The organism is Saccharospirillum sp. ABV4_185, from assembly GCF_056159245.1.
In genome coordinates this window covers 2,180,317-2,205,771 of the sequence record NZ_JBSWUW010000001.1, presented here as the reverse complement: position 1 = coordinate 2,205,771, position 25,455 = coordinate 2,180,317, and the positions used below count along the sequence as shown (strand labels likewise).

Here is a 25,455-nt window from a genome sequence, read left to right as displayed (position 1 = left end):
GAAATGGAGGTCTAATGAACGACGCTATCGAACTCTGGCGCGAGCGTCTGGGCGCCAAACCGGGTACCACAGAAGAAACGCCTTTTGGGCCTCAGGCACTGGTTTATAAAGTCGCTGGAAAAATGTTTGCGTTGTTGATGACCGACCGTTCACCGCTGGCCATTAACCTGAAGTGCGATCCGCAACAGGCGCTGATCATCCGCGCCACCTTCAACGCGGTCACGCCGGGCTACCATATGAATAAAAAACACTGGAACACCATCGATCTCGAAGCCGGGCTCGACACGGAACTGGTGCAAAGCTGGATCGATGATTCTTATGATCTGGTTAAAAGCAAATTACCCAAAGCCGTTCAGGCTCGACTCAGTCAAGATGGAGACAAGGAATGAATAATCTGACCCTGATCATTGGCAACAAAAATTATTCATCCTGGTCGTTACGCGCCTGGTTGCTGCTGAAGCAATTTCGTATCCGTTTTAAAGAAGTTCGCATTCCCCTGTTCGAAACCAATACCGATGCTTTGCTGGCCCAGTATTCACCCAGTAAAAAAGTGCCGGTACTCGACCTTGACGGCCTGATTGTCTGGGATTCGCTGGCCATCGCTGAAACCATTAACGAGCGTTTTCTCGACGGCCAGGGTTGGCCTAGCCAACCAAACTTACGCGCCCTGGGTCGCTCGGTCGTCGCTGAAATGCACGCCGGTTTTGGTGCCGTGCGCGCCAACATGCCAATGAACTGTCGCCGCAAGGTGCAAGGCTTTAAACCCGACGCCGCCACCCAAAAGGATATTGACCGACTCAATGAACTGCTCAGTGAGTTATTGGACAAGTCCGGCGGCCCTTTTCTACTCGGCAAGTTTTCCATTGCCGATGCGTTCTATGCGCCCATCGCCTCACGCTTTGCTACTTACGGCATTGCAGTGCCCAAGGTCGTCAGCCAATGGATGGATGAATTAAACCGCCTGGACTCGATGCAACAATGGCTGAACGCAGCGCGCGCAGAAAGCGAAACCATTGATGGCGCGGAAATCGCCGACACTTGATCTAATGTGCAATTAACCACTCGCACGCTCGAGTGCATCATTAAAGAGACACGCCATGCTCAGTGCCGACCAACGCCAGGCTTTTGATCGCGACGGCTATGTGCTGTTACCACAGCAGCTCAGCGCAATCGATCGTAAAACCCTGATCGACCGCGCCTATGAATTAATTGATCAGGCGGAGCTTGATCCCAGTCATCGTTTTTCCACCACCGATCGCGCCCAGATCAACCAGGATTTCTTTCTCGGTTCCGCCGAAACCATTCGTTGTTTTTTTGAAGAAGCCGCCTTCAATAATGCCGGTGAACTGACGCAACCACGCGCCCAGAGCATCAACAAAATCGGTCATGCCTTGCACGATCTGGATGATGTTTATCGCCAACTGGCACAGCGTAACGTCTTTGGTGACATAGCGCGGGATCTGGGCCAGCAACAGCCCAGTCTCTATCAGACCATGGTGATCTTCAAACAACCACGCATCGGTGGTGAAGTGGTGTGGCATCAGGACGCCAGCTTTTTCTACACCGAACCGAGCAGTGTGCTGACCTATTGGTTTGCGCTCGAAGATGCGACGCTGGAAAACGGCTGCCTGTGGCTGGACCCGGGCGGACACAAAGGTCCGCTGCGCGAACGTTATCATCGTCACGGTGACGAATTGACCATGGTGGCACTGGATGACACGCCCTGGCCGACCGAAAGCGGCACCGCCATGCCAGTGAAAGCGGGTGATTTACTGGTATTTCACGGCCATTTGCCGCACTACAGTGCCGCTAATCGTTCAACAAAATCGCGATTGGCATTGACCTTTCATCTGGTCGATGGCGCCCTGCCCTATGCGGCGGAAAACTGGTTGCAACGCCCCACCCTGGGTAACTTTTTCATGTGAGACAGGCGGCGGGGATTACTCGCCGATGTCTTCATTCCACAGCTGTGGTTGATCGGCAATAAAGCCTTCCATCATGGCGATGCAGTCGGCATTTTGTACCACCTCAACACTGACACCGCGCTCGCGCAGCAAACCTTCTTCGCCCATAAAGGTCTGGTTCTCACCAATCACCACGCGCGGAATGCCATACAACAAAATAGCGCCGCTGCACATCGAACAGGGTGACAGGGTGGTGTACAACACCGACTCCTGGTAAACCGAGGCCGGCAGGCGACCGGCATTTTCCAGCGCATCCATTTCTCCGTGCAACACCGTGCTGCCATTTTGCACCCGACGGTTGTGACCACGGCCGATAATACGTCCGCGATGGACCAAGACCGAACCGATGGGAATTCCGCCTTCGCTCAATCCCAGCTGGGCTTCGTCGATCGCCGCTTGCAGAAATTTATCCATGCCATCTTGCCCTCAGTGATGCATTCACAGTCTTGAACGTTAGCGCTTTTTCACAGCCGTCGCACGGCATAGATCAACGGCAGTCGCACCCGCACCGACAAACCTCCACCCGGATGATTGGCCAGCAACAGCTCACCGCCGTGGGCGTGCACAATGCTCTGAGCAATGCCCAACCCCAGACCCATGCCACCGGCATTGCGGGCGCGACCGTGCTCCAGCCGGCTGTAGGGTTTGAACAGTTTAGCCAGGTCGTCTGCGGGTAAACCCGGGCCGTGATCGCGGATACGAATTTCCACGCTGTCGCCGACCACCGCCAGACTGACCTCGGCACGATCGCCATACTGGATGGCGTTATCGATCAGGTTGGTCAGGCCGCGTTTGAGCGCCAATGGCTTGCCAACGTAATCGACCGAATCCGACACCGTGACCGACACTGCCTGCGCTGCCACCCGACGTTCGCCGGCAATTTTCAACAACAACGCGCCGAGATCGACCGGTCTTGGATCTTCATGAATATCGGTATCGCGCACCGTTTGCAGTGCGCCCTTAACCATCATTTCCAGCTCTTCGAGATCTTCATCCAGCGACAACCGCAACGGCTCGTCGTCGATCAATTCAGCCTGCAAACGCAAGCGCGTAATCGGCGTGCGCAAGTCGTGGGAAATAGCAGCAAAGAGTCGTTCACGATCATCCAGATAACGTTGAATGCGTAACTTCATGGCCTCGAAAGCTTCGGCTGTGGCGTCGAGTTCGCGCATGCCCGAAGCCGACACCGGGGGTTCTTCAACGCCGCGACCAAAAGCATCGGCGGCCTCAGCCAGGCGGCGCAGCGGTCGTGTCTGCCAGCGCACAAACAGAAAACACAGCACACCAACAACGACCAGAGTGGCGCCCAGTGACCACCAACGCTCCGGCGCCAGGCCACGGTCGCGATCGAGAATGTAGGGATCGGGCATCAGTGTCGCCAGATACAACCAATGGCCGTTGTCGAGTGGAACCTGGGCGACAACAATGGGCGCCGGGTCTGGTTCAAGCACCAGCGATTGACGAATCCAGCGCACCGGAATTTCCGCGATGGGCACGCGTTCGTCATAGAGTCGCACCGAGCCGGGCATGGCCAGCGCCAATTGCACCGGCTGATCAATTTCCGCTTTCAGTTGAGTCTGAATGGCATCGAGCAAGGGCGCCTTGAGCGGATCATTGACCTCCGGCTCCACCGGCAGACGCGCTTGGTTCACGCTGATAAATAACCGACTGCCGCCCACTTCGCGCTGCTGTTCTATAACGATGGGTCGAACGTTATCCGGCAACGCCTGGAAATAACGAATGGTCGCCGCCAGCGACACCGCCATGTATTGAGCATTTTCGGTAATGCGCGCCTGGCTGTCGCTGCGCACCTGGCTGGCCCAGATCAGGCTGGTAATCAATTGCGCCAGGCTGATGCCGGTCAACATCACCAGCAACAGACGCGCAAACAGCGAACGCGGCAGCCAGGCATTAATCGGGCGCATGCAGGCGTTCCACATCGGCGGTAAACACATAACCCTGGCCGCGTACCGTCTTGATTAACTGGCTGTCATTGTCCGACCACAGCCGGGTACGCAAACGGCTGATCTGCACATCCAGATAACGATCCAGCGGCCCCAGATCACGACCGCGCGTCGCCTTCATCAGATAGGAGCGCGACAGCACCTCGCCAGCATGATCGAGAAACAGTTTCAGCAATTGAAAGTCGGCACCGCTGATACTTTCCGGGGCGCTGCCAGCGAGTGTCAGGGTGCGCTCCAGACCATCGAGCAGATGGCCGCGAAAACGATAGTAACGGCCGCCGTCTTCGGAACTGCTTTGCACCGGTTCATAACGCCGGTGAATGGCTTTGATGCGCGCCAATAATTCGCGCGGACTGAACGGCTTGGCGATGTAATCATCGGCGCCCATTTCCAGACCGACAACCCGATCGGTTTCCTCGGCATTGGCGGTCAACATGATGATCGGCACATCGGATACTGCCCGCACTTTCTGGCAGACGCTGAAGCCATCCTGACCGGGCAACATGATATCGAGCACAATCAGAGAGATATCCTGCGCCTGGCGAAACAAGGTCAGAAAAGATTCACCATCGCCGGCGACCTCCACCTGGTAATTATTTTTTTCCAGATAAGTTTTCAGCAGCTCACGAATTTTATAGTCGTCATCGACGACAACGATGCGTTTTGCTTTCATTATTTCAGGGCTCTTAACGATTGCGCCAGCTGGGCAGTAGCCGCCTGAGGGCTGACGCTGTCATCAATAAAAAAACGATGCACGATTTCAAAAACCGCATCTTCAGTTTCCGGCGACGTCGCCATCGAATGCGCCATCGACGGCGCCAGACGATGCTCAGCCGCCGCCTGGTTAAAGACATGATGAGAGGCGCGCGAACAATCATCAAAGCCCGCCATGGTCAGATCACGGCGAACCGGAATGGTGCCCTTGGCCAGACTGAATTCACGCTGCACCTGCGGTGCCAGCAGGGTTTCGATAAAAGGCTGAAAGGAAATCGGGCTGGGGTTGTCGCGAAACTGCACAAAGGTATCAATGCTGTACAGATGCTGCTCGTTGGTGCCGGGCACCGCCAGACACAGATAATCCTCACCGGCGTGCAAGCCCCAGGCGGTGAAGGCACCTTTCACCCAGTCACCCATAATCTGAGCGGCGGCATCACCGTCGGCCACCATACGACTGGCGTCCTGCCAACTGCGGTTGATCATGGCCGGATCCATCAGGCTTTTCAGTTGCCGCAAACGCTCGAACGTGGCCACCACCCGGGCGTCTTCAAGCACCGCTGGGTCCTGTTCGACAAAATAACGCTGATAAAATTCCGGACCGGCTTCGCTGAGCAACAACACCTCAAACAGGGTCGCGTTTTGCCAGGGCTGATTGCCGTGTGCCAAGGGCACCACCCCGGCCTCGCGCAGTCGCGGCGCCGCTCGCAACAGTTGACTCCAGGTGGTGGGTAAGGGCAGTTCCAGGCGTTCGAAAACCGCCGGATTCAACCACATCCAATTGATGCGATGAATTGACAGCGGCACGGCGACGACGTCCTGATCGACACGAATCAGATCGTCCACCACCGGATAAAACAGACCATCGGCAGCCAGGGATGGGTTGGACAACGGCTGTAGAAACCCCAACCCGGTCCAGTATTGAATATTGGGCCCGATAATTTGCGCCGCCCCGGGTGGAGAACCATTAATCACCCGCGCTTTGAGCACCGCCATGGCCGAATCGCCACCGCCGCCAGGTACCGGATAGTCCTGCCAGCTCACACCGCGCTCGGCCAAACCTTGCTTGAGCACTTCGGCGGCTTCCACTTCACCGGCCGAGGTCCACCAATGCAGGACTTCCAGCGTCGGGTTTTGCGCCGCAGCAACCAGAGGCGGCGGTAACAACGCAAAAAGAAGGCAGCAGGTTATGATACGAAACATGGACTGATCAGGCTGTACAACGCAGGTGCAGCCATCCTAACCCAGCAAAACCCTTCAAAGTATTACTAAATCTTAGTGCTGTCTTACCGCTGTTGCGGGATTTCTTGCCAGCAAGTTTTGGTAAGCCATCCAAGCCCGCCCAAGGTCAGCGCCAGCTGGCGATTGAACCGCTCATCGCCTGCCTGTCAGCAATCTATCATGCTCACTTAGACGGGATTCACAGTCAGGTTGCCAAGCCTCCTAGAGTGGCCCGGTCGGTCGGTTTGGTTATTTCGCAAACACCGACCTGAACAATAACGATAGCGAGAGAATCGAAATGCCTAACTTTAAAAGCTGTGTGGCCGGCGTCACTCTGGCCGCAACCCTGAGCCTGGGTGCTCAGGCGCAAACCCTGACCATCGAAAGCTGGCGTGTGGACGATAAAGATCTGTGGGAGGACATTCTGATCCCGGCGTTCAATGCCGAACATCCGGACATCGAAGTGCGCTTCAATGCCACCGCGCCAACCGAATACGATTCGTCCATCAACGCCCGTCTGCAGGCTGGCACCGCGGGTGATCTCATTACTTGTCGTCCTTTTGACCAGTCGCTGAGTCTGTTTAATCAGGGTTATCTGGAACCCTTGAACGGTTTGGATGCGCTGGATAATTACCAGGATTTCGCCAAGCGCGCCTGGAGCACCGACGACGGTGAAACCACCTTCTGTCTGCCGATGGCGTCGGTGATTCATGGTTTCTTCTACAACAAGGCCATCTTCGACGAGTTGGATCTTGAGGTTCCGCAAACCCGCGATGAGTTCTTCGCTGTCATGGAGACCATCAAAGACGACTCCAGCTACACGCCGCTGGCACTGGGCACTAACGATCAGTGGGAAGCCAACCAGATCGTCTTCACCAACATCGGTCCGAATTACTGGAAAGGTGAAGAAGGCCGGATGGCACTGCTGTCGGGCGATGCCAAATTCACCGACGACGAATTCGTTGCCGTCTGGGAAGAAATGGCCAGTTGGGGTGACTACATGGGTCGCGGCTATGAAGCCCAAACCTATGGCGATTCGCAGAACCTGTTCGCGCTGGGCCGCGCCGCCATCTACCCGACCGGCTCCTGGGATATTTCCTATTTCAACAGCCAGGCGATCTTCGAATTCGGCGCCTTCAAACCACCGGTCGCAGACAGTGGTGACACCTGCTACATCTCCGACCACACCGATATGGGCATCGGCATCAACCCGGCCAGCGATAACGCCGAGGCTGCGCGCACCTTCCTCGACTGGGTTGCCAGTGCCGACTTTGCCGATCTGTTCACCAACGAAGTGACTGGCTTCTTCTCTCTGTCCAACCACGATGTCGAAGTCCAGGACCCGGTTGCTGCGGAAATGATTTCCTGGCGCAATGACTGCGAATCCACCATTCGTCTGAACGCTCAGGTGATGAACCGGGGCACGCCGAATATGGAACAGGAACTGTGGGTCACTTCCAGCCAGGTGCTCAACGGCACGCTGTCTCCGGAAGACGCCGCCGAGCAAATTCAGGACGGTTTCGCGCAATGGTACGAACCTCAGTCCAACTGATAATGGGCTGATGAGCCGGCTCCTTAACGCGGCTCTTTGAGAGGCTCCAGCCTCTCCTTTTTTATTCCGCCGGGGCGAACTGCCCCGGCCACTGGTTCTGCCGAGGATCCAAGATGAAACGCGCTTTCCCCTGGCACCTGTTGTTTTTTCTGGCGCCGGCCGTGCTGATTTATACCCTGTTCAGCGCCTATCCGTTGTTCGACACTCTGCGTCTGAGTCTGTTTACCGACAGCACCGACGGGGTCCGATCCTTCACCGGCCTGAGCAACTTTGTCACCCTGCTGCGCGATCCGAACTGGTCCGGCCCGTTCTGGAATGCGCTGTGGAATAACACCAAATTTTTCATTATTCATATGCTGGTGCAGAACCCCATCGGATTAATGCTGGCGGCGCTGCTGAGCATGAAAGATCTGCGCGGTGCGCGCACTTATCGCACGCTGATTTTTTTACCGACTCTGTTGTCGGTGGTGATTATCGGCTTTATCTGGCAGCTGATTTTGAGTCCGCTCTGGGGTGTCTCCGAAGGCTTCCTGGCATTCTTCGGCCTGGACTTTTTATTCGACGCCTGGCTGGGTCGTGAAGGCAGTGCACTCATTACCCTGGCGCTGATTTCAGTGTGGCAGTTTATCGGCATTCCAATGATGCTGATCTACGCCGCTCTGCTGTCCATTCCTGACGATTTAATCGAAGCCGCCCGGGTCGATGGTGCCTCACCCTGGCGTACCTTCTGGCGCATTCGCGTGCCGCTGATTTTACCGACCCTGGGCTTGGTCACCATCCTCACCTTTGTCGGCAACTTCAATGCGTTCGAGCTGATTTATGCGGTCAAGGGCGCGCTGGCCGGACCGAATTTTTCCACCGATATTCTCGGTACTTTTTTCTATCGAACCTTCTTCGGTTATCAGTCGCAAATTGGCAGCGCCACCATGGGCGCCACCGTCGCCACCATGATGTTCCTGGTCATTCTGGTGGGCGTCATGCTGTATTTCTTTGTCATTCAGCGCCGTCTGACGCGCTATCAATTATGACTTTTATCAAGCCGAGGAATCGATCCCGATGAACGGACCGTCATACCGTCTCAGCAGCAAGGCATGGGTGCATCTGATCTTGCTGGGTTACTCCCTGATCGCCCTCTTTCCTATCCTGTTGGTGATCATTAATTCATTTAAATCCCGGCGCGCCATCTTTATGGATCCGCTGGCGTTGCCCGGCCCGGATTCGTTCAGCCTCGACGGCTATGCCAAGGTGCTGGAAGAGTCGAATTTCATATTGTTTTTTGGCAACAGTTTGCTGGTCACACTGGTGCCGCTGTTTCTCGTCATGCTGTTTGGCGCCATGGCAGCCTGGGCGTTGTCCGAGTACCGTTTTCGCGGCAACCGATTGCTGGCGCTGTTCCTGGCCATGGGCATTATGGTGCCGATTCGGCTCGGTACGGTGAGCATTCTGGAGATCATGGTGGGGCTGAATCTGGTCAACACTCACTTGGCCTTGATTCTGGTCTATACCGCTCAGGGACTGCCGCTGGCGATTTTGATTTTGACCGAATTTGTCGGTCAGGTGCCCGAAGAGTTAAAAGAGGCGGCGCGTTGTGAAGGCTGCAGTGAATACCGGCTGTTTTTTCAGCTTATTCTGCCGCTGATTCGACCCGCAGTTGCCACCGTCGCCATCTTTACCATGGTGCCGATCTGGAACGATCTGTGGTTCCCGCTGATTCTGGCACCCGGGCCCAACACCCAGACCATTCAGTTGGGTGTGCAGCAGTTTATCGGTCAGTACGCGACCGACTGGAATTCGGTACTCAGTGCTTTGTCGTTGGCGGTGTTGCCGGTGTTGGTGTTGTACGCCTTCCTGTCGCAACACCTGATTCGCGGACTCACATCCGGAGCGGTCAAATAAGCAAAGCGTGAAGCCATCGGTAGGCAAACGGTGCTCAAGTATGATTAGAATCAAGGCTTCACTCACGCAAGGAGTTGTACGATGAAGAAGTTGATTGGACTGGTTTTGGTGGTACTTGGCGCAGGTTGCCTGTGGTGGGGCTACGATATGTCGCATTCAGTTTCCGGCGTCGTCACCGATGCCCTGGGCGGCGAAAATACTCAGGTGATGATCCGTTACGCAGCCGGCGCGGTGTTGTTCGTGGTCGGTTTCTTTATGGTGATGCGTAAAGCCTGACCGGCGGCCTCTGGCCTGTTATCATCCGCGCTCCACACCGGATGCGAAGCACGCTATGCCCCGCTACGACATTACTATTGTCGGCGGCGGTTTGGTCGGCCTGACGCTGGCCATCGCCCTTGAACCCGCGCTCCGCGCGGGTGCTCGCCTGACATTGATCGACCCGGCACCCGCGCCGGAAAACAAAGCCCCCCGCTCTCCCAGTTTCGACGATCGCGCCACGGCCTTATCGGCCTACAGCCAGCGCGCTTATCAACGTCTGAATGTCTGGCCTTTATTGGCACCCTACGCCAGTCCGATTCGCTGGATTGAAGTCAGCGATCGAAGCCATCTGGGTTATCACCGTATGGACGCCGCCGATCTGGATCAGGATTTCGGTGCCGTGGTTGCCAACGCTAATTTAGGCTTGGGACTGTGGCAACGCGCCAGCGAGTTGGACGGCATGGACTGGCGCTTTAACGACAGCGTAGCGGCCATCCATCCTGGCCAGGATGCGCAAGCGCTGACGCTGACGTCCGGTGAATCGATAGACTCCAGACTGGTCATTCTGTGCGATGGCGGTCGTTCACCGCTGGCAGCGAAAGTCGGCCTTAGCGCTCATCAGACCGACTACCATTGCTCGGCGCGCATCGCCACGGTACGCACCAGCGAACCGCATAATGGCCGCGCCTATGAACGTTTTACCGAGCAGGGCCCGATCGCCTTGCTGCCCTTCGGCGATTACTCCGCCCTGGTCTGGACGCTGCCAGAGGGGCAACGCCGGCGCATCGATGCCATGAGCACCGAGCAACAGCTGGCCTGGCTGAACACGGCGTTCGGCCAACGTCTGGGGCGTATTAGCGAAATAGGGATGACCTTCGATTATCCGCTGGTGCGGCGCGAATTGATCGACCCGGTGCGACCACGATTGCTCGCCCTGGGCAATGCTGCTGCTACCCTGCACCCCGTTGCCGGCCAGGGTTTCAACCTCGCCATTCGCGGCCTGATGCGCGCCGCCGCTGTACTCAATCAGGCGGCCGCCACGGGTGCAGACCCCGGCGACATTGGTCTGCTGCACCCGCTGGCCGACGCCATTGCCAACGATCAGCGGCTCACCGCCACCTTCTCAGATCGTCTGGTGCGGACCTTTGCCAGCGCTAATCCCTTGCTGCGCCTGGGGCGAAACCTGGGTCTGAATATGCTCGATCGCCATCCGCGACTCAGCCACAACTTCGTGCTGGCCAGCATGGGCCTGAGCCAGGGTGCGCCCTTACCGGAGACTGTTTCATGAAGACACAATACGACGCCGTTATTGTCGGTGGCGGTATGGTCGGACTCAGCCTGGCCGTGGCCAGCGCCGAGCATGGTTTGGCGGTGGCTTTGATCGAACCGCAGCGCGCCGAACCAGTAACACCTCACAATGGTCAGTTTGCGCCGCGCGTCAGCGCCATCAGCCCGCGCAACCGGCACTGGCTCAGTCAGTTAGGTGCCTGGCAACAAATTCCCACCAGCCGCATTGGCCGCTATACCAGGATGCACGTCTGGGACGGTCAGGGTCAGGGCGCCATCGATTTCGATGCCGCTGAGATTGGCGCTGAGGATCTGGGTCAGATTGTCGAAAACCATTGGATTACCCAGGCGTTGTGGCAGCGTGTCGACGCCTTGCCGGCGATCAGCGTCTATCAGGGTAACCGTCTGCACGAGTGGCAGGTTCAGCCCGAGGGTGTGGCGGTGGAGCTGGATGATGGCAGTCGGTTTCAAGCCGCGGTCATCGCTGGCTGTGACGGCAAGTTTTCCAGCCTGCGCGACCAGGCAGGCTTTGCCACGCGCGAATGGAGCTACGGACAAACCGCCCTGGTCACCTCCATTCGCCACACCCAGCGACACCACCAGACCGCGCGCCAGGTGTTCCTCGACACTGGCCCGCTGGCCTTTCTGCCGCTGGCGGATGAAAACGCCGACGAACACTGGAGCTCCATCGTCTGGAGTGCCGACACCGAACGCGCCGAGCAGTTATTCGCGCTGAACGACGCCGACTTCCTGAGCGCCCTGAATCGCGCCAGCGAAGGTTGCCTGGGTGAGATCGAACACAGCGACCCGAGATTTCGATTTCCACTGGCACAAATGCACAGCCTGGACTATATACAGGACCGGCTGGTGCTGTTGGGCGATGCCGCCCACGCCATCCACCCGCTCGCGGGGCAGGGCGTTAACCTCGGTTTTCGCGATGCCGAAGTGCTGGCGCAGGAATGGGGCCGGGCAAAACGACTGCAATTATCGCCCGGTGACAGCGCGGTCTTGCGTCGTTATCAACGCCGCCGTCAGACCCACAATTTGACCACCATGGCGGCGATGGAAGGCTTTAAACGCCTCTTTGGCAGCGACCATCCGGCAGCGGTGCTGGGCCGAAATCTGGGCTTATCTGGCCTGCAGCGTCTGTCCTGGGCCAAGCGGCCATTTATCGAGGCTGCTATCGGCTGAATCGATTGATCATTAGGGCTGGGCGCCCTGATAACCGATCTGACGCCAGGCTTCATAGAGCATGATCGCCGTGGCGTTGGATAAGTTCAGGCTGCGACTGCCCGGAACCATCGGCAGACGCAGCACCCGCTCGGACGGCAGCGACTCGCGAATGTCCGCTGGCAAGCCCCGGGTTTCGGGCCCGAACATCAGAAAGTCACCGGCCTGAAAGTGAGTGTCGGCGGGTCCGGTACGGCCTTTGGTCGAGAGCGCAAATAATCGCTGCGGCGCGGCACTTTCCAAAAAGTGCGGGTAATCACGATAACGCCGGATTTCGGCGAATTCGTGATAATCCAGCCCGGCACGGCGCAGCGCTTTGGCTTCCATGGAAAAGCCCAGTGGTTCGATTAAATGCAGCTGGCAGCCGGTGTTGGCACAGAGGCGGATGATATTGCCGGTATTGGGTGGAATCTCCGGCTGATAAAGCACGATATGGAACACAGATAGTCTACTCTTTGGAAAGTAATCACGGCCTAGAGTAATAGAAACTCACAATAATTTGACGCTGAGCGCCAGGATGCACACCATAGCAGCCCTCACCGTCAGTAATCAGACGATTGGCGTAATCCCAGACCGGTATCGATCCGGATCCAGACAAACGCCGGAGTATTCGGTTCTTGGCATTATTTAAGCGCGCCCGCAGTGGCTCCCACAACTGGCTCTACCTGACCCCTGATGGTTTCGGGTTCGCTCATTTGAGTGCCGGCAAAGGCGCTCTGCCACTGTTGCACCCGCAATCCTGGCAAGAGTCCGCTGACCCGCTGCATCGCGCCGACGAATTGGCCGACTGGGTAGCCGACCAGGCTGACGGCGCGATCAACCTCTTACTGGGCGAAGGCTACTATCAACTGTTGCTGGTCGATGTCCCCGAAGTACCGGCCGACGAAATGGAAGCCGCACTGCGCCTGAAAGCCGCCGAACTGCTGCACTACGATCTCGACGAAGCCAGTCTGGAAGTCATCCTGTTGCCGGCGCAAGCCTACCACGGCCGTACCCGTATGGCCTTTGTTATTGCCGCCCACCAGCAGCCGCTGCGCCAATGGGCGCTGGCATTGGCCAGGCGCGGCCTGACCCTGACCGAAATCGACATCGATCAACTGCAGTTGCGCAACCTGGCGTTGCGTGCCAGCGATCAACAACAAAACGGCCTGCTGCATCTGCGTGCGGATCATTGTCAGCTGTTACTGATTTATCAGGGTGAACTGGTGCTTAGCCGGCGCTTCGATATCGGCTATGAAGACCTGGGTGCCGATGCCGAAGGCGATGCGCTGATCCTCGAAGGCCAGACCGATATCCAACGCGATTCCCTGGTGTTGGAACTGCGCCGTTCGTTTGACTATTATGAATCCCAACTGGGCCTGGGCAGCATCCATCAGTTGAACCTGACCGGCTGGCCTGGCACCCACAGCATGATCGACGACCTCGGTGCCAAGCTGGGCCTGCGCTTTGTGCCGTTGCGACTGGAAGACTATGTTCAGGTGTCGGCAGCACCACTGCCCGCACCCTTGCTGCCACTGGCCGGCACCGCCTTTCGTGAGGCCGCCTCATGACTCGTCATATCAATCTGATGCGCGCCGATATCCTGCCCGGCCAGGGCCGGGTGCAATTACCGGCCTTTATCCTGGGCATAACGCTGACGCTGCTCGCCAGTGCCGGTTATCTGGGCTACCACCTCGCCAGCGCAGCCTCGTTGCAACGCCAGATCGACATGGCGCAACAGCAGGTCGACAACAGCGCGTTGCAACTGCATCGCCTGCGCCAATCCTATCCCAGTATCGGCAGCGAAGCCGAACTGCGTGCCAGCAACGAAACCCTGCAAGCCCGATTGACTTCCCGGCGTAGCGAATTGCAGGGACTGGCTAACCAGCTCGATACCGTCGCCAGCGGTTTCGCCCGGCCGCTGGCCAGCTTGTCGGAGCACGATCTGGACGGCCTCTGGTTGACCCGAATCGAATTGCGCGACAGCCACAGCCATCTGGAACTGGAAGGCAGAGCGCGTCGCCCCAGCCTGATTCCGCGTTATCTGGGGCAACTGGAAGGCGACGTCTTTGAGGGACTGAGCATTCGCAACCTGAATATCGAACAGGACAGCGATGAACTGTGGCGTTTTACCATCGCTGAAGAGCTCGAGATGGTGCCGAGTGTGACCACACCCTCGTGTTCGCGCCAGAGCCCGACACAACCCGGTAACGCTGCCAGGCTGCTCGACCAGCCCGAAGACAGCTTGCCGATGACCACTTTGCCGGAGTTACTGCAATGAGGTGGTCTGCGCTGTCACTTAAGCTGCGCCTGCAACTGCAACGCCTGCAACTGCGCGAACGGCTGCTGTTGTTGATTGCGCTGATCGTGGTACTGGCCGCCGCCTGCTATGGCGCGGGCCTGCTCAGCGGCCTGAGCGACCACCAGTCACAGCGCCAACGTCTGGAACAGCTGACGTTGGAGCATACCGCCAACACCGCAGCGCTGGGCAACCTGACCCAGGCGCGCGACAACCCGGTCGTCATCCAACTGAGCCAACGCAATGCTGCTCTGGAGGCGGAACTGGCTGAGCTCGATGCGCGCATGGCCAACATCACCGAAGTGCTGATTCCACCTCAGCAGATGGTCTCAGTGTTGCGCGAACTGCTCGATCGCAGTGACCTGACGCTGGTGCGACTGGCCGTGCAGCCGGTCACCGAAGTAAGACCGGCGGACGCCGGTCAGAGTGCCCTTTATCAACACAAGCTGGAGCTGATCCTGACCGGTACCTTCGACGATCTGAGCGCCTACCTGCGCGCCCTCGAAGACCTGCCCTGGCACCTGTTCTGGGACCGGTTGAGCATTGAAACCACCAATTACCCCCAACTGCGCATCCGCCTGGATGTACATACCCTTAGTGATCAAGAGATTTGGATGAATGTTTAGAGTAATCTGCGTCGCGCTGTATGCGACGCTCAGTTGTGCCCTCGCCGACCCCATGCGACCCGACCCGCCCCGATCAACAGCCTCTGCCCAGAGCGTCGATCCAGCCAGGCTGAGCCTGGAGAGCATCTATATCCTGGACCAGCGAGCCTATGCCGTCATCAATGGACAATGGCTGAGCATCGATGAGCGGCTCGGTAACTTCCGGGTCGTCAGCATTGACGCCGATCAGGTAGTGATCCAAGGCGCTGGTGGACAGCGTATTCTGACCCCTGCCCAACCATCTGGATCACTGCACATATCCATGTCTGACGAGGACTGACGTTTTGCTGCCACTGTTCTTTGCAGCCTATAGCCCTGTTAACAAGCGCCTCGGTTTATTTCTGGTCGCCTTGATGGTGGTCGGCTGCGCCACCAATCCAAGCAACACTCAGGCCCCGGAACCGGCGTCCGAGCCCCAGCAACTGAGTGTGCGCGACACCCTGCAAAGCGAACGCGATGCCGCCGCTGGTGCCGGCAGCACTGAGTCGGCTCGGCCCCGGGTCGAAACACCCTCAGAGCTGAACGCCCAATTGCTTGATTTCAGTGCGCCAACGACCAGCCAACATCGTTTTGATGTGCAGGCCACCAACGTACCCTTGCAACGTTTTTTTGCCGACCTGGGCCGTACCGAAGGCATCAACATTCTGACCGACCCAAGCATTACCGGAAGCGTCAGCCTTAATATGCGTTCGGTCACTATTGATCAGGTGATGGCCGCCATTCGCGATCTCTACGGTTACGACTATCAACGTACCGACTACGGTTATCGCGTCCTGCCCAACCAGATTCAGACGCGCATTTACCAGCTGAATTATCTGAACATCGACCGCTCTGGCCGTTCCGACACCTCTGTTTCCAGTGGCCAGATCACCGATCAGGAAGGCGGTGGTAGCAGCCAGGCGAGCAGTGTCGCCACTCAATACAGCGCCAACTTTTGGAGCGGCATGGAAACCACCATCCTGGGTTTGCTCAATGCCGAAGAAGGTCGCCAGGTGGTGGTCAATCCCCAGACCGGCCTGCTGGTGGTTCGGGCCACGCCGCGTGAACACGAAATCGTCGCCGGTTTCCTGTCCGACGCCGAACTCAGCCTGCAAAAACAGGTGGTGATTGAAGCCAAAGTCATAGAGGTCACCCTCAGCAACGAACATCGTTCAGGCATCAATTGGACCGCTTTCGCCGACGATTTAAGCGCCTCCAATATCGTCGGCGGCCTGGGTCTGGCCGGTAACGAATTGCAGGGCGCCTCCGGCATCGGTGGTGTTTTCTCAGTGGGTGTCGGCAGCAACGACTTCGGCGCCGTACTGCAGTTATTATCCAATCAGGGCAATGTGCAGGTGCTGTCGAGCCCGCGCGTATCCACCGTCAATAACCAAAAAGCGGTGATCAAGGTCGGTACCGATGAGTTCTTTGTCACCGAAGTGAGCTCCAGTAACGGCGACTCCGATGGCGATGGCATTACTGAATCGAACCCGGAATTCACACTGTCGCCGTTTTTCTCCGGCATCGCACTGGACGTCACGCCGCAGATCAGCGCCGACGACAATGTCATCCTGCATGTGCGGCCGTCGGTGACTGAAGTGGTCGAACGCACCAAGGTGATCAATGTCGGTGGTTCGACTTACAACCTGCCATTGGCGTTTTCCAGCGTGCGGGAAACCGACTCAGTGATTCGCGCCAGCAGTGGTCAGATCGTGGTTATCGGTGGTCTGCTGTCGCAACAGCAGCAAAACTCCAGTACCGGCATACCGGGCCTCGCCCGCCTCTGGTTGTTCGGCCAGCAGCGCGCAAGCCAGGAAAAAAGTGAGTTGGTCATCCTGCTCAAGCCCATCGTCTATGGCAGTCAGACTACGGTCGACAACCTGGATGAAGTATTGCGTCGGCTGCCCTAGGACACCCTATGTACCAGGCTCACTTTGGTTTGCATCAAATGCCGTTCAGTCTGTCGCCGGACACTCAGTTGTTCGTGCGCCTGGCGGATCATGAAAGCTGTTTTCTGTTGCTGACCCACGTGCTCGATACCGGCGAAGGTTTTCTGAAAGTGATCGGCGATGTCGGTACCGGTAAGACCATTCTGTGCCGCCGCCTGCTGCGGTATCTGGATGAAAACAACCAGGCCCGGGAGCGCTTCCACTCGGTCTATATTCCCAATCCAATGCTGTCGCCGGTCGGGCTCTACCGCGCCGTCGGTCAGGAACTGGGACTGGAGCTGGATCAGCAAAGCGATAATAACGCCCTGCTCGATCACATCACCCAGCGCATTCTGGCCTTGGCCGAACAGGCTCATGGCGTGGTGATTGTGGTCGATGAAGCTCAGTCGCTGCCAGCCGAAACGCTGGAAGCCCTGCGGCTGATCACCAACCTGGAAACCGAACAGCAAAAACTGGTGCAGGTGATCTTGTTTGGCCAGCCGGAACTGGATGAACTGCTCGACCAGGACCGTTTTCGCCAATTACGCCAGCGCATCACCTTTGCGCATTACCTGAAAACCCTCGATCGTCAGGCAACCCGCCAATACATCGACTACCGCCTGACGCACAGTGGCTATAACGGCCCGCCCCTGTTCAACCGACACAGCATCAGGTTGCTGCACCGACGCGCCCACGGCGTACCGCGCATGATCAATGTGCTGGCGCACAAGTCGCTGCTGTCGGCCTATGCCGCCCAACGCCAGTGGATTGAACCGCGCGATGTACAACACGCCTGGCTCGACAGCCAACCGCGCCGTGGCAGCAAACCGGGCCGTGGTCTCTGGTTTGCGCTCGGCGCGGTCAGCATTCTGCTCGCCGTCACGCTGTGGAGGCTGGTGTGAGCCGGATTCATCAGGCTCTGACCCGAACCTTACCGACTCCCAACAACGCCAGCCGGTTTAATCCCTTACGCCGTTCGAATCCCGCCAATACCAACCGGCTCTGGTGGCTGATCGCCGCGCTGGCGCTGGTACTGACCGCGCTGGTGATTTGGGCGCCCTGGCAAAGCAGCAAGACGGTCATGGCCACCGACCCGGCCACATCGATGGTCCAGTCGGCGCCGCAATCCAGCAGCGGTGCACAGCCAAGACCACAGATACCGCAGCCGGCACCAGAACCGGTGCCCCAACCACCAGCAACAGTGACGGCTGCAGTGGCAACGCCCGCCAAGGCATTGGAGCCATCAGCCAGTCGCGAAGCTATCTCACCCAGTCAGCAGCCGAGCCCAGTCACAGCGGCCAAAACGCCGGTAACGACGGCGACTGGCGAACCAACACCGGTGCCGGCAACTGCGCCCAGCACAGCAGCCACACAACCAGCACCGGCACCGACGGAAGCACAACCCGACGCGGCAACCGATACTCGCATCCGGCTCGACACCGATCACCAGGACCAGGTGCAGCAAGCCCTGTCGAACGACGACCTGGCGGGCGCTGAAATGGCGTTGAGACGCTGGATCAGTGAGCAGCCTGGCGCCGCCCAGCCGCGCCTGTGGCTGGCCAAACTGCTGCTCGCCGAGGATCGGCTGGACGCTATCGGCGCGCTGCTTGAAGGGCAGACGGGCATCGAAGCGCGCGGGCTACTGGCCGTCTGGCATGAAAAAGCCGGCCGACCGAACCAGGCGGTGGTATTGTTCGAACAACTGGCGCGCGAACAACCGCGTCACGGTGCCTGGCAGTTACACTGGGCCATCAATGCCGAGAACAGTGGCCAATTAGCGCAGGCACGCCTTCTGTACCAAACTTATCTGGACAAGTTTGCGGCCGATAACCCTAGTCTGACGGCGTTTGCCGACCAACGAATTCGGTCACTGGAGAGACCGTGATGGCGACCAATCCCCTACACAGCATCCTGCTAGAACACAGCAGCATCGATCCGCAAGCGCTGGATCGCCTGCTGGACGAGCTGGAATACAAAAGTGACGCCCGCGCCCTGGGCCGCCTGGTGCTGCGTGATCATCTGATCGGTTTCTATGATCTGATGAACCTGACGCTTAACTACGACCTGTTTCCCCGCACCCAAAGCCTGCTCAAACGACTGGCGCAGGCGCACGAGAAATATCAGGTCATCGAGCCCCAGAAACACACCACCCGCTACAAGCTGGGTAATGCAACGATCCTGCCTTCAGAAGTACTGATATTGACCAGCCCTGACCTGAATATTCCCATTCCCAAGCCGAACCTGGCGCGCTACCCCGACAGTGGCAGCGATGAACGCCAGGTGGTGGAAATGGCGGTCGAGCTAATTCGTCTGGGCCAGTATACGGAAGCGGAAATGTTTCTGATCGACGCTCAGGATGAGTTTGCCCAGTCGCTGCGCATCAAGGTGCTGCTGATCTGGTTGTATCTGCTGTGCAAGTTCTACGACGAGGCCGTCATCCCCTACCAACAAGGTCTGGACCTCGCGCCCCAGGATCCGATACTGCTGGAATACGCTGGCTTGACCGAACAGGCACGCAACAAGCATCTGTTGGCGATTCATTTCTTCCAGAAACTGCTGCAGCAACCGAAAATCAAAGCCAGCTGGCATTTGTTTCTGGGCAGGTCGTTGGAAAAAGCCCGCCTGCCGGATGAGGCGGGCAGTCACTACCGGCGCTATCTGAAAGACGGAAAAAATGCCAAGCTGCTCAGCTTCGCCAAGCAACGCCTGAATTATTTGGACAGTTAAATGACCGCCCAGGAACGCAAGAAAGTCCGCCTCGGGGATTTACTGGTCGAGGCCGGGTTAATTACCGAAGGCCAGTTGGGTCTGGCGCTGAAAGAGCAGCAACTGACCGGCAAAAAAATCGGCCGGGTACTGGTCGATATGGGACTGGTGGCGGAGAACAAACTGCTGGGCACGCTGTCCGATCACCTGAAAATTCCTTTTATTGAGCTGCGCCAGTTTCATCTGGATGGCGAGACGCTCAAGCGTCTGGATGAAGCCGTGGCGCGGCGCTATCGCTGCCTGTTGCTGGCCGATAACACCGATGGCCTGCTGTTGGCAATGGCCGATCCGCTGGATCTGATGGCCATCGACGAAGTCGAAAAGCGCCTCAAAAAACCCGTCAAACCCGCCATCGTGCGCGAATCGGAACTGCTGGCAACGCTCGATTCGGTTTATCGCCGCACCGGCCAGATTGAATCCATCGCCGTGGAGCTCGAAGGCTCGCTGCGCAGCAGCGATTTCGATCTGAGTAACCTGGCTGACGATTCCGATCTGCAGGACGCACCCGTGGTTCGTCTGCTGCAAAGCGTGCTGGAAGACGCTGTCGCCATCAACGCCTCAGACGTGCACATCGAGCCGGACGAAAGCGTGTTCCGCATCCGGCTGCGCGTTGACGGCGCTTTGCAGGAGCAGGTGATCAAGGAAAAACGCGTCGCCTCGGCACTGGTGATGCGCCTGAAAATCATGTCCAACCTGGATATTTCCGAGCGTCGCCTGCCCCAGGATGGACGCTTCAATATTCGCGTCAGCAACCGCTCCATTGATGTGCGTTTATCCACCTTGCCGGTGCAATATGGCGAGTCGGTAGTGATGCGTTTACTCGACCAAAGCGCCGGTATCCAGCCGCTGGCTGACCTCGGCATGCCTGAACGCATTCGCCATCGCTTCGAGTTGATGATCGAACGGCCCTACGGTCTGATTCTGGTCACCGGCCCGACCGGTAGCGGTAAAACCACGACTCTTTATTCGGCGCTGAACCGGCTGAATCAGGCGCAGCGCAAGATCATCACCGCTGAAGACCCGATCGAATACCGCATGTCACGGGTGAATCAGGTTCAGGTCAATGCCAAGATCGATCTGAACTTTGCCAGCATTCTGCGCTCAGCGCTGCGCCAGGACCCGGACGTCATTCTGGTCGGCGAAATGCGCGATCAGGAGACGGTGGCCATCGGCACCCGTGCCGCGCTGACCGGTCATTTGGTGATGTCGACACTGCACACCAACGACGCCATCTCCAGCGCCATGCGCCTGGCCGATATGGGCGTTGAATCCTATCTGGTGGCTTCAGCATTGCGCGGTGTGCTGGCGCAGCGGCTGATGCGCAAGATCTGCGAGGAGTGCCGTCAGCCCTACGAGCCAGCGGCACGCGAACGCATCTGGTTGCAGCATCTGGCCGGCGGACGCTTCGCCGACGCCACCTTTTATCAGGGCAATGGATGCTACCACTGCAACAACACCGGCTATCGCGGTCGTGTTGGCGTCTTCGAGTGGCTGGAGCTGGATGAAGACATGCTGCTGGCGCTCAATGAACAGAGCCATGCCGCCTTTGTCGCTGCCGCCCGACGTAACCCGGATTTCAAACCCATGGGTGAATGGGCGCTGGAATACGCGCGCGATGGCGTGACCGACCTGGCTGAAGTGTTCAAGATCAGTGTCGATCTGAACGATCTGGACGCCGAACGTGACTGATTTTTTCTACCGCGGTCGCGACGCCGACGGTCGGCAGGTCGAAGGTTATCTGGATGCGGCCTCGCAAAGCGCTCTGGTGCAACTGCTGCGCCGCCAGGACATTACGCCGACGCGCATCGAAGTCGCCAAAAAGAAAGGCCGCGCCAAAACCCAATCCAGCTCGGCCGCCAAGGACGACAGCCGCCCCTGGCTGAAACGCCTGCTGGGCCGGCGCGTCAAGCTGGACGAGCTGATCATGTTCTGCCGCCAGATGCATGCCCTGACCCGCTCCGGCATTCCGCTGATGCGCGCCATCAACGGCCTGGCCGATGCCACAGCCTCTGCCCGACTCAGCCAGGTGTTGACCCAGGTGGCGCGCAGTCTGACCCAGGGTAATACCCTGTCGATGGCGATGCGGGCGCATCCGGATGCCTTTAACGACCTGTTCGTTTCGATGATCCATATGGGCGAAACCACCGGCCGGCTGGACAGCGCTTTTCAACAGTTGATCGGTCATCTGGAGCGCGAGAAAGACACCCGCAAACGGCTGTCGGCGGCGACGCGCTATCCGCTCTTTGTGTCGGTTTCCATCACCCTGGCGATGCTGACCGTTACCTTCAAAGTGATTCCCGCCTTTGCCGGCGTGTTCGCCAGCCTCGGCGCCGAACTGCCCTGGCCAACGCGGGTATTGATCGGCACCTCCAATTTTCTGCTCAGCGCCTGGCCCTATTTGCTGGTGCTGATTATTGCCGCGGTTTATGGCCTGATGCACTGGAAACGCACCCCCAAAGGCGCCATTCACTGGGATCACGGCCTGTTGAAATTGCCCCTGCTGGGCCGCCTCTTTGAACGCATCGCCCTGGGTCGCTTTGCGCGCCCCTTCGCCATGATGCTCGATGCCGGCGTGCCCATGTTGCAGGCGCTGCAGGTGTCCAGCCGTACCGTCGGCAACCGCTACATTGGCCGTGGCATCGAGCAGATGGTGACCGGCATTGAGCGGGGCGAGTCGTTGCTGACCACAGCTTCGGCCAGTGGGCTATTCAATCCGCTGATTCTGCAGATGATCGCTGTCGGTGAAGAAACCGGTAACGTCGCCGAACTGCTGGTCGACATTGCCGATTTCTACGACCAGGAAGTGGACTATGATCTCAAGCGCATGACCGAATTGCTTGAGCCCATCCTGCTGGCTTTTATGGGCGTCATGGTGGTGATACTGGTGCTCGGTGTCTTCCTGCCGATGTGGGATCTGAGCTCGGCCTACGGCAATTGAAACGGCATAATAAGACCGATAAAGCCGCCGACGCGCACGGTGGCAATAACAGCTAATCACAGTTCAGCAGGACAAGCGGTATGTTGGAACACTGGCCAGGCCCGCTGCGACGGAGCCTGTTCAAATTGGTCGGCGTCGATTGGGCCGATCGTCTACTCAACCAAGCCTGGCGCGCCGGCAACGGACAGTTGCACGGCATGCTCGACTGGCTGTTTCGGCGTAATGCCTTTCAGTTGGAGGTCGAGAACGCCGAGCTGATTGATGACCTGGGTTCGTGCATCGTTGCCGGCAATCATCCTCACGGTTTATTCGATGGCCTTGCCCTGGCCTGGCTGGCCAGTCGGCCGGGCTTGAAAACCCGGGTCATCGCACGGCATTTTCTCAATGTGTTTGAACCCTTGCAGCGTGTCTTTCTGTCGGTTCGACTCGATAATCAACGCCGTTCACGCACCGGTCGGGCGTCATTGAATGCGGCCGAAGCCTTGCTCGCCGAAGGTGGCCGGTTGGTGATGACGCCGGCTGGCGGCATCAGCGTGGCACAACCCTTCTGGGAACAGGCCAAAGATCCCAAGTGGCGCACTGGTGTGGTCCGGCTGGCACACACCAGCGGCAAGCCGATCGTGCTGGTGGATGTACAGATGGCACAGTCACCAACCCGTCAACTGCTGCACCGCATCCATCCTATCGTCCGTGCCTTGGCTCAGGTCTGGGCCTATCGGCTGGGCAAACGCCAGCGCATCCGGTTAAAAGTCATCGCGGTGGTGCAGCCGGAAGATTTACCTCATGATCAACCACTGCCCGCCCAGGCCGCCTGGTTGCAAGCCATGCATCAACCGTCACAACAGCCCTGAGCGCACCTCAAACCGGGCCAGGAAACAGCCGCCATGCACGAAAAAACGGTGACGCACTCCTTTACCCAGGCCATTTTGGCCAACCTGCCAAGCCTGGGTCTAAGCCTGCCGGCCGAGCTCCAGGCCGAGCTGGATCGTTACACTCAGGCAACGCGTGTGCCGTTGGAATTACAGGACCGCATCTGGCAGACGGCGTTGGAACAGAGTGGTGATGCCGCCATCGGGCTGCGCCTGAGCCAGCACTTTTTACCCGGCAACCTCGATATAGTGGGCTTTTTACTGCTCAGCAGCGAGACGTTGGAAGAAACCCTGGAAACCTTGATCGCCTATTATCCTCTGGTCGGCGAAGGCGGTGAGTTCACCTTCGTGCAAGGCGATGGCCGCGCCACCCTCCTCTACGCACCGCTCTATGAAGCGGCTCGGGCGCAACGCGTGGAAGCGGCATTAGCGACGCTGGTCCATCTGGGTCGCTGGATGACGGGTAATCGTTTCCAACCGGATCGGGTCGCCTTTAGCCACGGCCCGCAGGCGCCGGCCGAGGTATATCAGCAGTTTCTGGGTACCGAGGTGAGCTTCAATCAGGTGGCCGATGCGGTGCAGTTCGACGCGGCTCAACTGCAATTGCCATTGAACCAGAGCAATGCTGCCTTGCACCGACGCATGAAGGTGCTGGCCGATCATCAATTATCGGAGTTGGTTCAGGGCACGCTGTTGGCCGAAGTAAGCGACTGGATCCGCGCCCAGCCGCGCTGGGGACGGGATCGCATTGCTGAACAGTTGCAGATGAGCGGCCGTCACCTGAACCGTAAACTGGCCGACGAAGGCACCACCTTCAAGCTGTTGTCCGATCAGGTGAAGTTCGCCGAAGCTCGCACCCTGCTGAGCAACGGTCAGCAATCGCTGGCGGAGATTGCGGAACAGCTGGGTTTCAGCGATGACTCGGCGTTCAGTAAAGCCTTCCGGCGCTGGGCCGGTTGCTCACCGAGTCAGTACCCAGCCAAGCAGGACTAAACCGGAGCGACGTCGTGGTGTGGCGGGCGACGCGACCAGAACGCCGACAGAGTCAAGCCACTGACCAGATGCCAGACACCCCAGAACGCCGCTATCAGCATCATGCCACCTAAGTGCGGGTAAAAACTGAACAGAATGATCAGCCCCAGGCCGGAGTTCTGTATGCCCACTTCCAGAGTCACCGCCCGGCGCTCGGCTTCACTGAGCCGCGCCAGCCTTGCTGAGCCCCAGCCCAGACCAAGCGCCACGGCGTTGTGCAGTATCACCAGACCCGCAAAGGACGTGGCGTGCTGCATAAAGAGCCCGCCATTGCGCGCAAAGGCGATAGCCACAAAGAGCAAAAACACCAGCAGTGACAACCAGCGTGCCGGTCGGTCGGCGCGGCGCGCAAAACCGGGAAAACGCTGACCGGTGAACATGCCCAGAAACAACGGAATCACCAGCACCATGGCAACCAGTTTCATCATCTGCCAAGGCTCCACGGCGATGGCTTCAACGATAGGGCGCGTCTCGGGGTTTAGCTGCGCATAAAACATAAAGTTCAGTGGCGTCATTACCAGGGCGGCGGTCGAGGAGATCGCCGTCATGCTGACGGAAGTAGCCAGGTGGCCGCGACTGAGCCAGGTCATGATGTTGGAAAAACTGCCACCGGGGCAGGCAGCAACCAGAATCATCCCGAGCGCAATGGACGGCGACAGATCGAGCAATCGGGTCAGTCCATAAGTGGCCGCCGGCAACAGCAGAAACTGACAGATCAAGCCAATAATGGGCGCTTTGGGTGAGCGCAAAATGTAGCGAAAATCCGCAGTGCGAACCGACAAAGCGGCCGCAAACATCATCAACGCCAACAAGGCATTCAACAGATCCAAACTGGATGGATCAAAATCGATCCGAACTTGATCAAGCACGACACAACTCCACTACAGCATCGATAAAGTCTAGCACGGCAACGC

The 25,455-nt window shown here is 58.2% G+C and carries 27 protein-coding genes; 21 read left to right on the top strand and 6 right to left on the bottom strand.

Features of this window, described 5'->3' with window-relative positions:
- The first annotated feature begins 14 nt into the window (after window positions 1-14).
- From ACXAE6_RS10295 to ACXAE6_RS10285, 3 genes are read left to right on the top strand one after another with little or no spacing between them, the layout of a single operon-like run.
- Window positions 15-389 carry an MmcQ/YjbR family DNA-binding protein gene (locus tag ACXAE6_RS10295; protein WP_475147197.1) on the top strand — a complete coding sequence of 125 codons (375 nt, stop codon included), beginning with the start codon at window positions 15-17 and terminating at the stop codon, window positions 387-389.
- Window positions 386-1,042 carry a glutathione S-transferase family protein gene (locus ACXAE6_RS10290; protein WP_475147193.1) on the top strand — a complete coding sequence of 219 codons (657 nt, stop codon included), beginning with the start codon at window positions 386-388 and terminating at the stop codon, window positions 1,040-1,042. Before ACXAE6_RS10295 ends, ACXAE6_RS10290 begins: the two co-directional genes overlap by 4 nt.
- Before the next feature lie 55 nt (window positions 1,043-1,097).
- Entirely contained in the window at window positions 1,098-1,925 is an 828-nt protein-coding gene (locus ACXAE6_RS10285; RefSeq protein ID WP_475147191.1) for a phytanoyl-CoA dioxygenase family protein, read from the top strand.
- A 15-nt stretch (window positions 1,926-1,940) separates the two neighbouring features.
- On the opposite strand, the gene ACXAE6_RS10280 is transcribed toward ACXAE6_RS10285, so the two are convergent.
- The 4 genes from ACXAE6_RS10280 to ACXAE6_RS10265 are packed head-to-tail and all read right to left on the bottom strand — an operon-like array spanning window position 1,941 to window position 5,845.
- Window positions 1,941-2,378, bottom strand: a complete 438-nt coding sequence (locus tag ACXAE6_RS10280; RefSeq protein WP_475147188.1) for a nucleoside deaminase — start codon at window positions 2,376-2,378, stop codon at window positions 1,941-1,943.
- 50 nt (window positions 2,379-2,428) lie between these two features.
- Window positions 2,429-3,889, bottom strand: a complete 1,461-nt coding sequence (locus ACXAE6_RS10275; protein ID WP_392804510.1) for an ATP-binding protein — start codon at window positions 3,887-3,889, stop codon at window positions 2,429-2,431.
- A complete protein-coding gene (locus tag ACXAE6_RS10270) occupies window positions 3,876-4,601 on the bottom strand; it encodes a response regulator (protein WP_475147186.1) in 726 nt (241 codons plus the stop codon). Before ACXAE6_RS10270 ends, ACXAE6_RS10275 begins: the two co-directional genes overlap by 14 nt.
- Window positions 4,601-5,845 (bottom strand): ABC transporter substrate-binding protein, encoded by a 1,245-nt coding sequence (locus ACXAE6_RS10265; RefSeq protein ID WP_475147183.1) that lies wholly within the window; start codon window positions 5,843-5,845, stop codon window positions 4,601-4,603. The genes ACXAE6_RS10270 and ACXAE6_RS10265 overlap by 1 nt, the downstream gene beginning before the upstream one ends.
- Before the next feature lie 316 nt (window positions 5,846-6,161).
- On the opposite strand from ACXAE6_RS10265, the gene ACXAE6_RS10260 reads away from it, so the two are divergent.
- The 6 genes from ACXAE6_RS10260 (at window position 6,162) to ACXAE6_RS10235 (ending at window position 12,047) form a co-directional block, all read left to right on the top strand.
- On the top strand, window positions 6,162-7,415 hold the full coding sequence (locus ACXAE6_RS10260; protein ID WP_475147181.1) for an ABC transporter substrate-binding protein: 1,254 nt from the start codon (window positions 6,162-6,164) through the stop codon (window positions 7,413-7,415).
- Between the two features lie 113 nt (window positions 7,416-7,528).
- On the top strand, window positions 7,529-8,443 hold the full coding sequence (locus ACXAE6_RS10255; RefSeq protein ID WP_392804522.1) for a carbohydrate ABC transporter permease: 915 nt from the start codon (window positions 7,529-7,531) through the stop codon (window positions 8,441-8,443).
- Between the two features lie 28 nt (window positions 8,444-8,471).
- Window positions 8,472-9,311 carry a carbohydrate ABC transporter permease gene (locus tag ACXAE6_RS10250; protein ID WP_475147179.1) on the top strand — a complete coding sequence of 280 codons (840 nt, stop codon included), beginning with the start codon at window positions 8,472-8,474 and terminating at the stop codon, window positions 9,309-9,311.
- A gap of 81 nt (window positions 9,312-9,392) precedes the next feature.
- Complete coding sequence (locus ACXAE6_RS10245) at window positions 9,393-9,587, top strand: DUF3185 family protein (protein ID WP_392804528.1); 195 nt, start codon at window positions 9,393-9,395, stop codon at window positions 9,585-9,587.
- A 55-nt stretch (window positions 9,588-9,642) separates the two neighbouring features.
- Window positions 9,643-10,857, top strand: coding sequence for an FAD-dependent monooxygenase (locus tag ACXAE6_RS10240; RefSeq protein ID WP_475147175.1), 1,215 nt, complete (start codon window positions 9,643-9,645; stop codon window positions 10,855-10,857).
- Window positions 10,854-12,047 (top strand): UbiH/UbiF/VisC/COQ6 family ubiquinone biosynthesis hydroxylase, encoded by a 1,194-nt coding sequence (locus ACXAE6_RS10235; protein ID WP_475147173.1) that lies wholly within the window; start codon window positions 10,854-10,856, stop codon window positions 12,045-12,047. The genes ACXAE6_RS10240 and ACXAE6_RS10235 overlap by 4 nt, the downstream gene beginning before the upstream one ends.
- A gap of 12 nt (window positions 12,048-12,059) precedes the next feature.
- Here ACXAE6_RS10235 and trmL read toward each other — a convergent pair whose 3' ends face one another.
- Window positions 12,060-12,527: a tRNA (uridine(34)/cytosine(34)/5-carboxymethylaminomethyluridine(34)-2'-O)-methyltransferase TrmL gene (gene trmL / locus ACXAE6_RS10230; RefSeq protein ID WP_475147171.1), complete on the bottom strand. Its 468-nt coding sequence runs from the start codon at window positions 12,525-12,527 to the stop codon at window positions 12,060-12,062.
- Window positions 12,528-12,703: 176 nt separating this feature from the next.
- Here trmL and ACXAE6_RS10225 point away from each other — a divergent pair, with 176 nt between their 5' ends.
- The 12 genes from ACXAE6_RS10225 (at window position 12,704) to ACXAE6_RS10170 (ending at window position 24,502) form a co-directional block, all read left to right on the top strand.
- Window positions 12,704-13,636, top strand: a complete 933-nt coding sequence (locus ACXAE6_RS10225; protein WP_475147168.1) for a hypothetical protein — start codon at window positions 12,704-12,706, stop codon at window positions 13,634-13,636.
- Entirely contained in the window at window positions 13,633-14,346 is a 714-nt protein-coding gene (locus ACXAE6_RS10220) for a hypothetical protein (RefSeq protein WP_475147165.1), read from the top strand. Before ACXAE6_RS10225 ends, ACXAE6_RS10220 begins: the two co-directional genes overlap by 4 nt.
- Window positions 14,343-14,990, top strand: coding sequence for a hypothetical protein (locus tag ACXAE6_RS10215; RefSeq protein ID WP_475147163.1), 648 nt, complete (start codon window positions 14,343-14,345; stop codon window positions 14,988-14,990). The genes ACXAE6_RS10220 and ACXAE6_RS10215 overlap by 4 nt, the downstream gene beginning before the upstream one ends.
- The gene (locus ACXAE6_RS10210) at window positions 14,983-15,309 is read left to right on the top strand and encodes a hypothetical protein (RefSeq protein ID WP_475147161.1); all 327 of its coding nucleotides are present in this window, start codon (window positions 14,983-14,985) and stop codon (window positions 15,307-15,309) included. The genes ACXAE6_RS10215 and ACXAE6_RS10210 overlap by 8 nt, the downstream gene beginning before the upstream one ends.
- A 4-nt stretch (window positions 15,310-15,313) precedes the next feature.
- Window positions 15,314-16,918 carry a secretin N-terminal domain-containing protein gene (locus ACXAE6_RS10205; protein ID WP_475147159.1) on the top strand — a complete coding sequence of 535 codons (1,605 nt, stop codon included), beginning with the start codon at window positions 15,314-15,316 and terminating at the stop codon, window positions 16,916-16,918.
- A gap of 8 nt (window positions 16,919-16,926) precedes the next feature.
- Entirely contained in the window at window positions 16,927-17,838 is a 912-nt protein-coding gene (locus tag ACXAE6_RS10200; protein WP_475147156.1) for an ExeA family protein, read from the top strand.
- Window positions 17,835-18,821: a tetratricopeptide repeat protein gene (locus tag ACXAE6_RS10195; RefSeq protein ID WP_475147154.1), complete on the top strand. Its 987-nt coding sequence runs from the start codon at window positions 17,835-17,837 to the stop codon at window positions 18,819-18,821. The genes ACXAE6_RS10200 and ACXAE6_RS10195 overlap by 4 nt, the downstream gene beginning before the upstream one ends.
- The gene (locus ACXAE6_RS10190; protein ID WP_475147152.1) at window positions 18,821-19,663 is read left to right on the top strand and encodes a tetratricopeptide repeat protein; all 843 of its coding nucleotides are present in this window, start codon (window positions 18,821-18,823) and stop codon (window positions 19,661-19,663) included. The genes ACXAE6_RS10195 and ACXAE6_RS10190 overlap by 1 nt, the downstream gene beginning before the upstream one ends.
- Complete coding sequence (locus tag ACXAE6_RS10185) at window positions 19,664-21,391, top strand: GspE/PulE family protein (protein ID WP_475147150.1); 1,728 nt, start codon at window positions 19,664-19,666, stop codon at window positions 21,389-21,391. It begins immediately after the preceding gene.
- Window positions 21,384-22,640 carry a type II secretion system F family protein gene (locus ACXAE6_RS10180; RefSeq protein ID WP_475147147.1) on the top strand — a complete coding sequence of 419 codons (1,257 nt, stop codon included), beginning with the start codon at window positions 21,384-21,386 and terminating at the stop codon, window positions 22,638-22,640. The genes ACXAE6_RS10185 and ACXAE6_RS10180 overlap by 8 nt, the downstream gene beginning before the upstream one ends.
- A gap of 80 nt (window positions 22,641-22,720) precedes the next feature.
- On the top strand, window positions 22,721-23,491 hold the full coding sequence (locus tag ACXAE6_RS10175) for a 1-acyl-sn-glycerol-3-phosphate acyltransferase (protein ID WP_475147145.1): 771 nt from the start codon (window positions 22,721-22,723) through the stop codon (window positions 23,489-23,491).
- A 33-nt stretch (window positions 23,492-23,524) separates the two neighbouring features.
- Window positions 23,525-24,502: an AraC family transcriptional regulator gene (locus tag ACXAE6_RS10170; protein WP_475147143.1), complete on the top strand. Its 978-nt coding sequence runs from the start codon at window positions 23,525-23,527 to the stop codon at window positions 24,500-24,502.
- Here the strand turns inward: ACXAE6_RS10170 and ACXAE6_RS10165 are convergent.
- A complete protein-coding gene (locus ACXAE6_RS10165; RefSeq protein WP_475147140.1) occupies window positions 24,499-25,410 on the bottom strand; it encodes a bile acid:sodium symporter family protein in 912 nt (303 codons plus the stop codon). The genes ACXAE6_RS10170 and ACXAE6_RS10165 overlap by 4 nt on opposite strands.
- Window positions 25,411-25,455 lie beyond the last annotated feature (45 nt).

Bases quoted from the DNA above. Each gene is read 5' to 3' on its own strand.
- ACXAE6_RS10210 (WP_475147161.1), top strand. From the start codon at position 14,983: ATGTTTAGAGTAATCTGCGTCGCGCTGTATGCGACGCTCAGTTGTGCC.
- ACXAE6_RS10240 (WP_475147175.1), top strand. From the start codon at position 9,643: ATGCCCCGCTACGACATTACTATTGTCGGCGGCGGTTTGGTCGGCCTG.
- ACXAE6_RS10260 (WP_475147181.1), top strand. From the start codon at position 6,162: ATGCCTAACTTTAAAAGCTGTGTGGCCGGCGTCACTCTGGCCGCAACC.
- ACXAE6_RS10255 (WP_392804522.1), top strand. From the start codon at position 7,529: ATGAAACGCGCTTTCCCCTGGCACCTGTTGTTTTTTCTGGCGCCGGCC.
- ACXAE6_RS10275 (WP_392804510.1), bottom strand. From the start codon at position 3,889: ATGCGCCCGATTAATGCCTGGCTGCCGCGTTCGCTGTTTGCGCGTCTG.
- ACXAE6_RS10235 (WP_475147173.1), top strand. From the start codon at position 10,854: ATGAAGACACAATACGACGCCGTTATTGTCGGTGGCGGTATGGTCGGA.
- ACXAE6_RS10290 (WP_475147193.1), top strand. From the start codon at position 386: ATGAATAATCTGACCCTGATCATTGGCAACAAAAATTATTCATCCTGG.
- ACXAE6_RS10175 (WP_475147145.1), top strand. From the start codon at position 22,721: ATGTTGGAACACTGGCCAGGCCCGCTGCGACGGAGCCTGTTCAAATTG.
- ACXAE6_RS10200 (WP_475147156.1), top strand. From the start codon at position 16,927: ATGTACCAGGCTCACTTTGGTTTGCATCAAATGCCGTTCAGTCTGTCG.
- ACXAE6_RS10270 (WP_475147186.1), bottom strand. From the start codon at position 4,601: ATGAAAGCAAAACGCATCGTTGTCGTCGATGACGACTATAAAATTCGT.
- ACXAE6_RS10215 (WP_475147163.1), top strand. From the start codon at position 14,343: ATGAGGTGGTCTGCGCTGTCACTTAAGCTGCGCCTGCAACTGCAACGC.
- ACXAE6_RS10250 (WP_475147179.1), top strand. From the start codon at position 8,472: ATGAACGGACCGTCATACCGTCTCAGCAGCAAGGCATGGGTGCATCTG.
- ACXAE6_RS10285 (WP_475147191.1), top strand. From the start codon at position 1,098: ATGCTCAGTGCCGACCAACGCCAGGCTTTTGATCGCGACGGCTATGTG.
- ACXAE6_RS10190 (WP_475147152.1), top strand. From the start codon at position 18,821: ATGGCGACCAATCCCCTACACAGCATCCTGCTAGAACACAGCAGCATC.
- ACXAE6_RS10280 (WP_475147188.1), bottom strand. From the start codon at position 2,378: ATGGATAAATTTCTGCAAGCGGCGATCGACGAAGCCCAGCTGGGATTG.
- ACXAE6_RS10265 (WP_475147183.1), bottom strand. From the start codon at position 5,845: ATGTTTCGTATCATAACCTGCTGCCTTCTTTTTGCGTTGTTACCGCCG.
- ACXAE6_RS10185 (WP_475147150.1), top strand. From the start codon at position 19,664: ATGACCGCCCAGGAACGCAAGAAAGTCCGCCTCGGGGATTTACTGGTC.
- ACXAE6_RS10170 (WP_475147143.1), top strand. From the start codon at position 23,525: ATGCACGAAAAAACGGTGACGCACTCCTTTACCCAGGCCATTTTGGCC.
- ACXAE6_RS10220 (WP_475147165.1), top strand. From the start codon at position 13,633: ATGACTCGTCATATCAATCTGATGCGCGCCGATATCCTGCCCGGCCAG.
- ACXAE6_RS10295 (WP_475147197.1), top strand. From the start codon at position 15: ATGAACGACGCTATCGAACTCTGGCGCGAGCGTCTGGGCGCCAAACCG.
- ACXAE6_RS10245 (WP_392804528.1), top strand. From the start codon at position 9,393: ATGAAGAAGTTGATTGGACTGGTTTTGGTGGTACTTGGCGCAGGTTGC.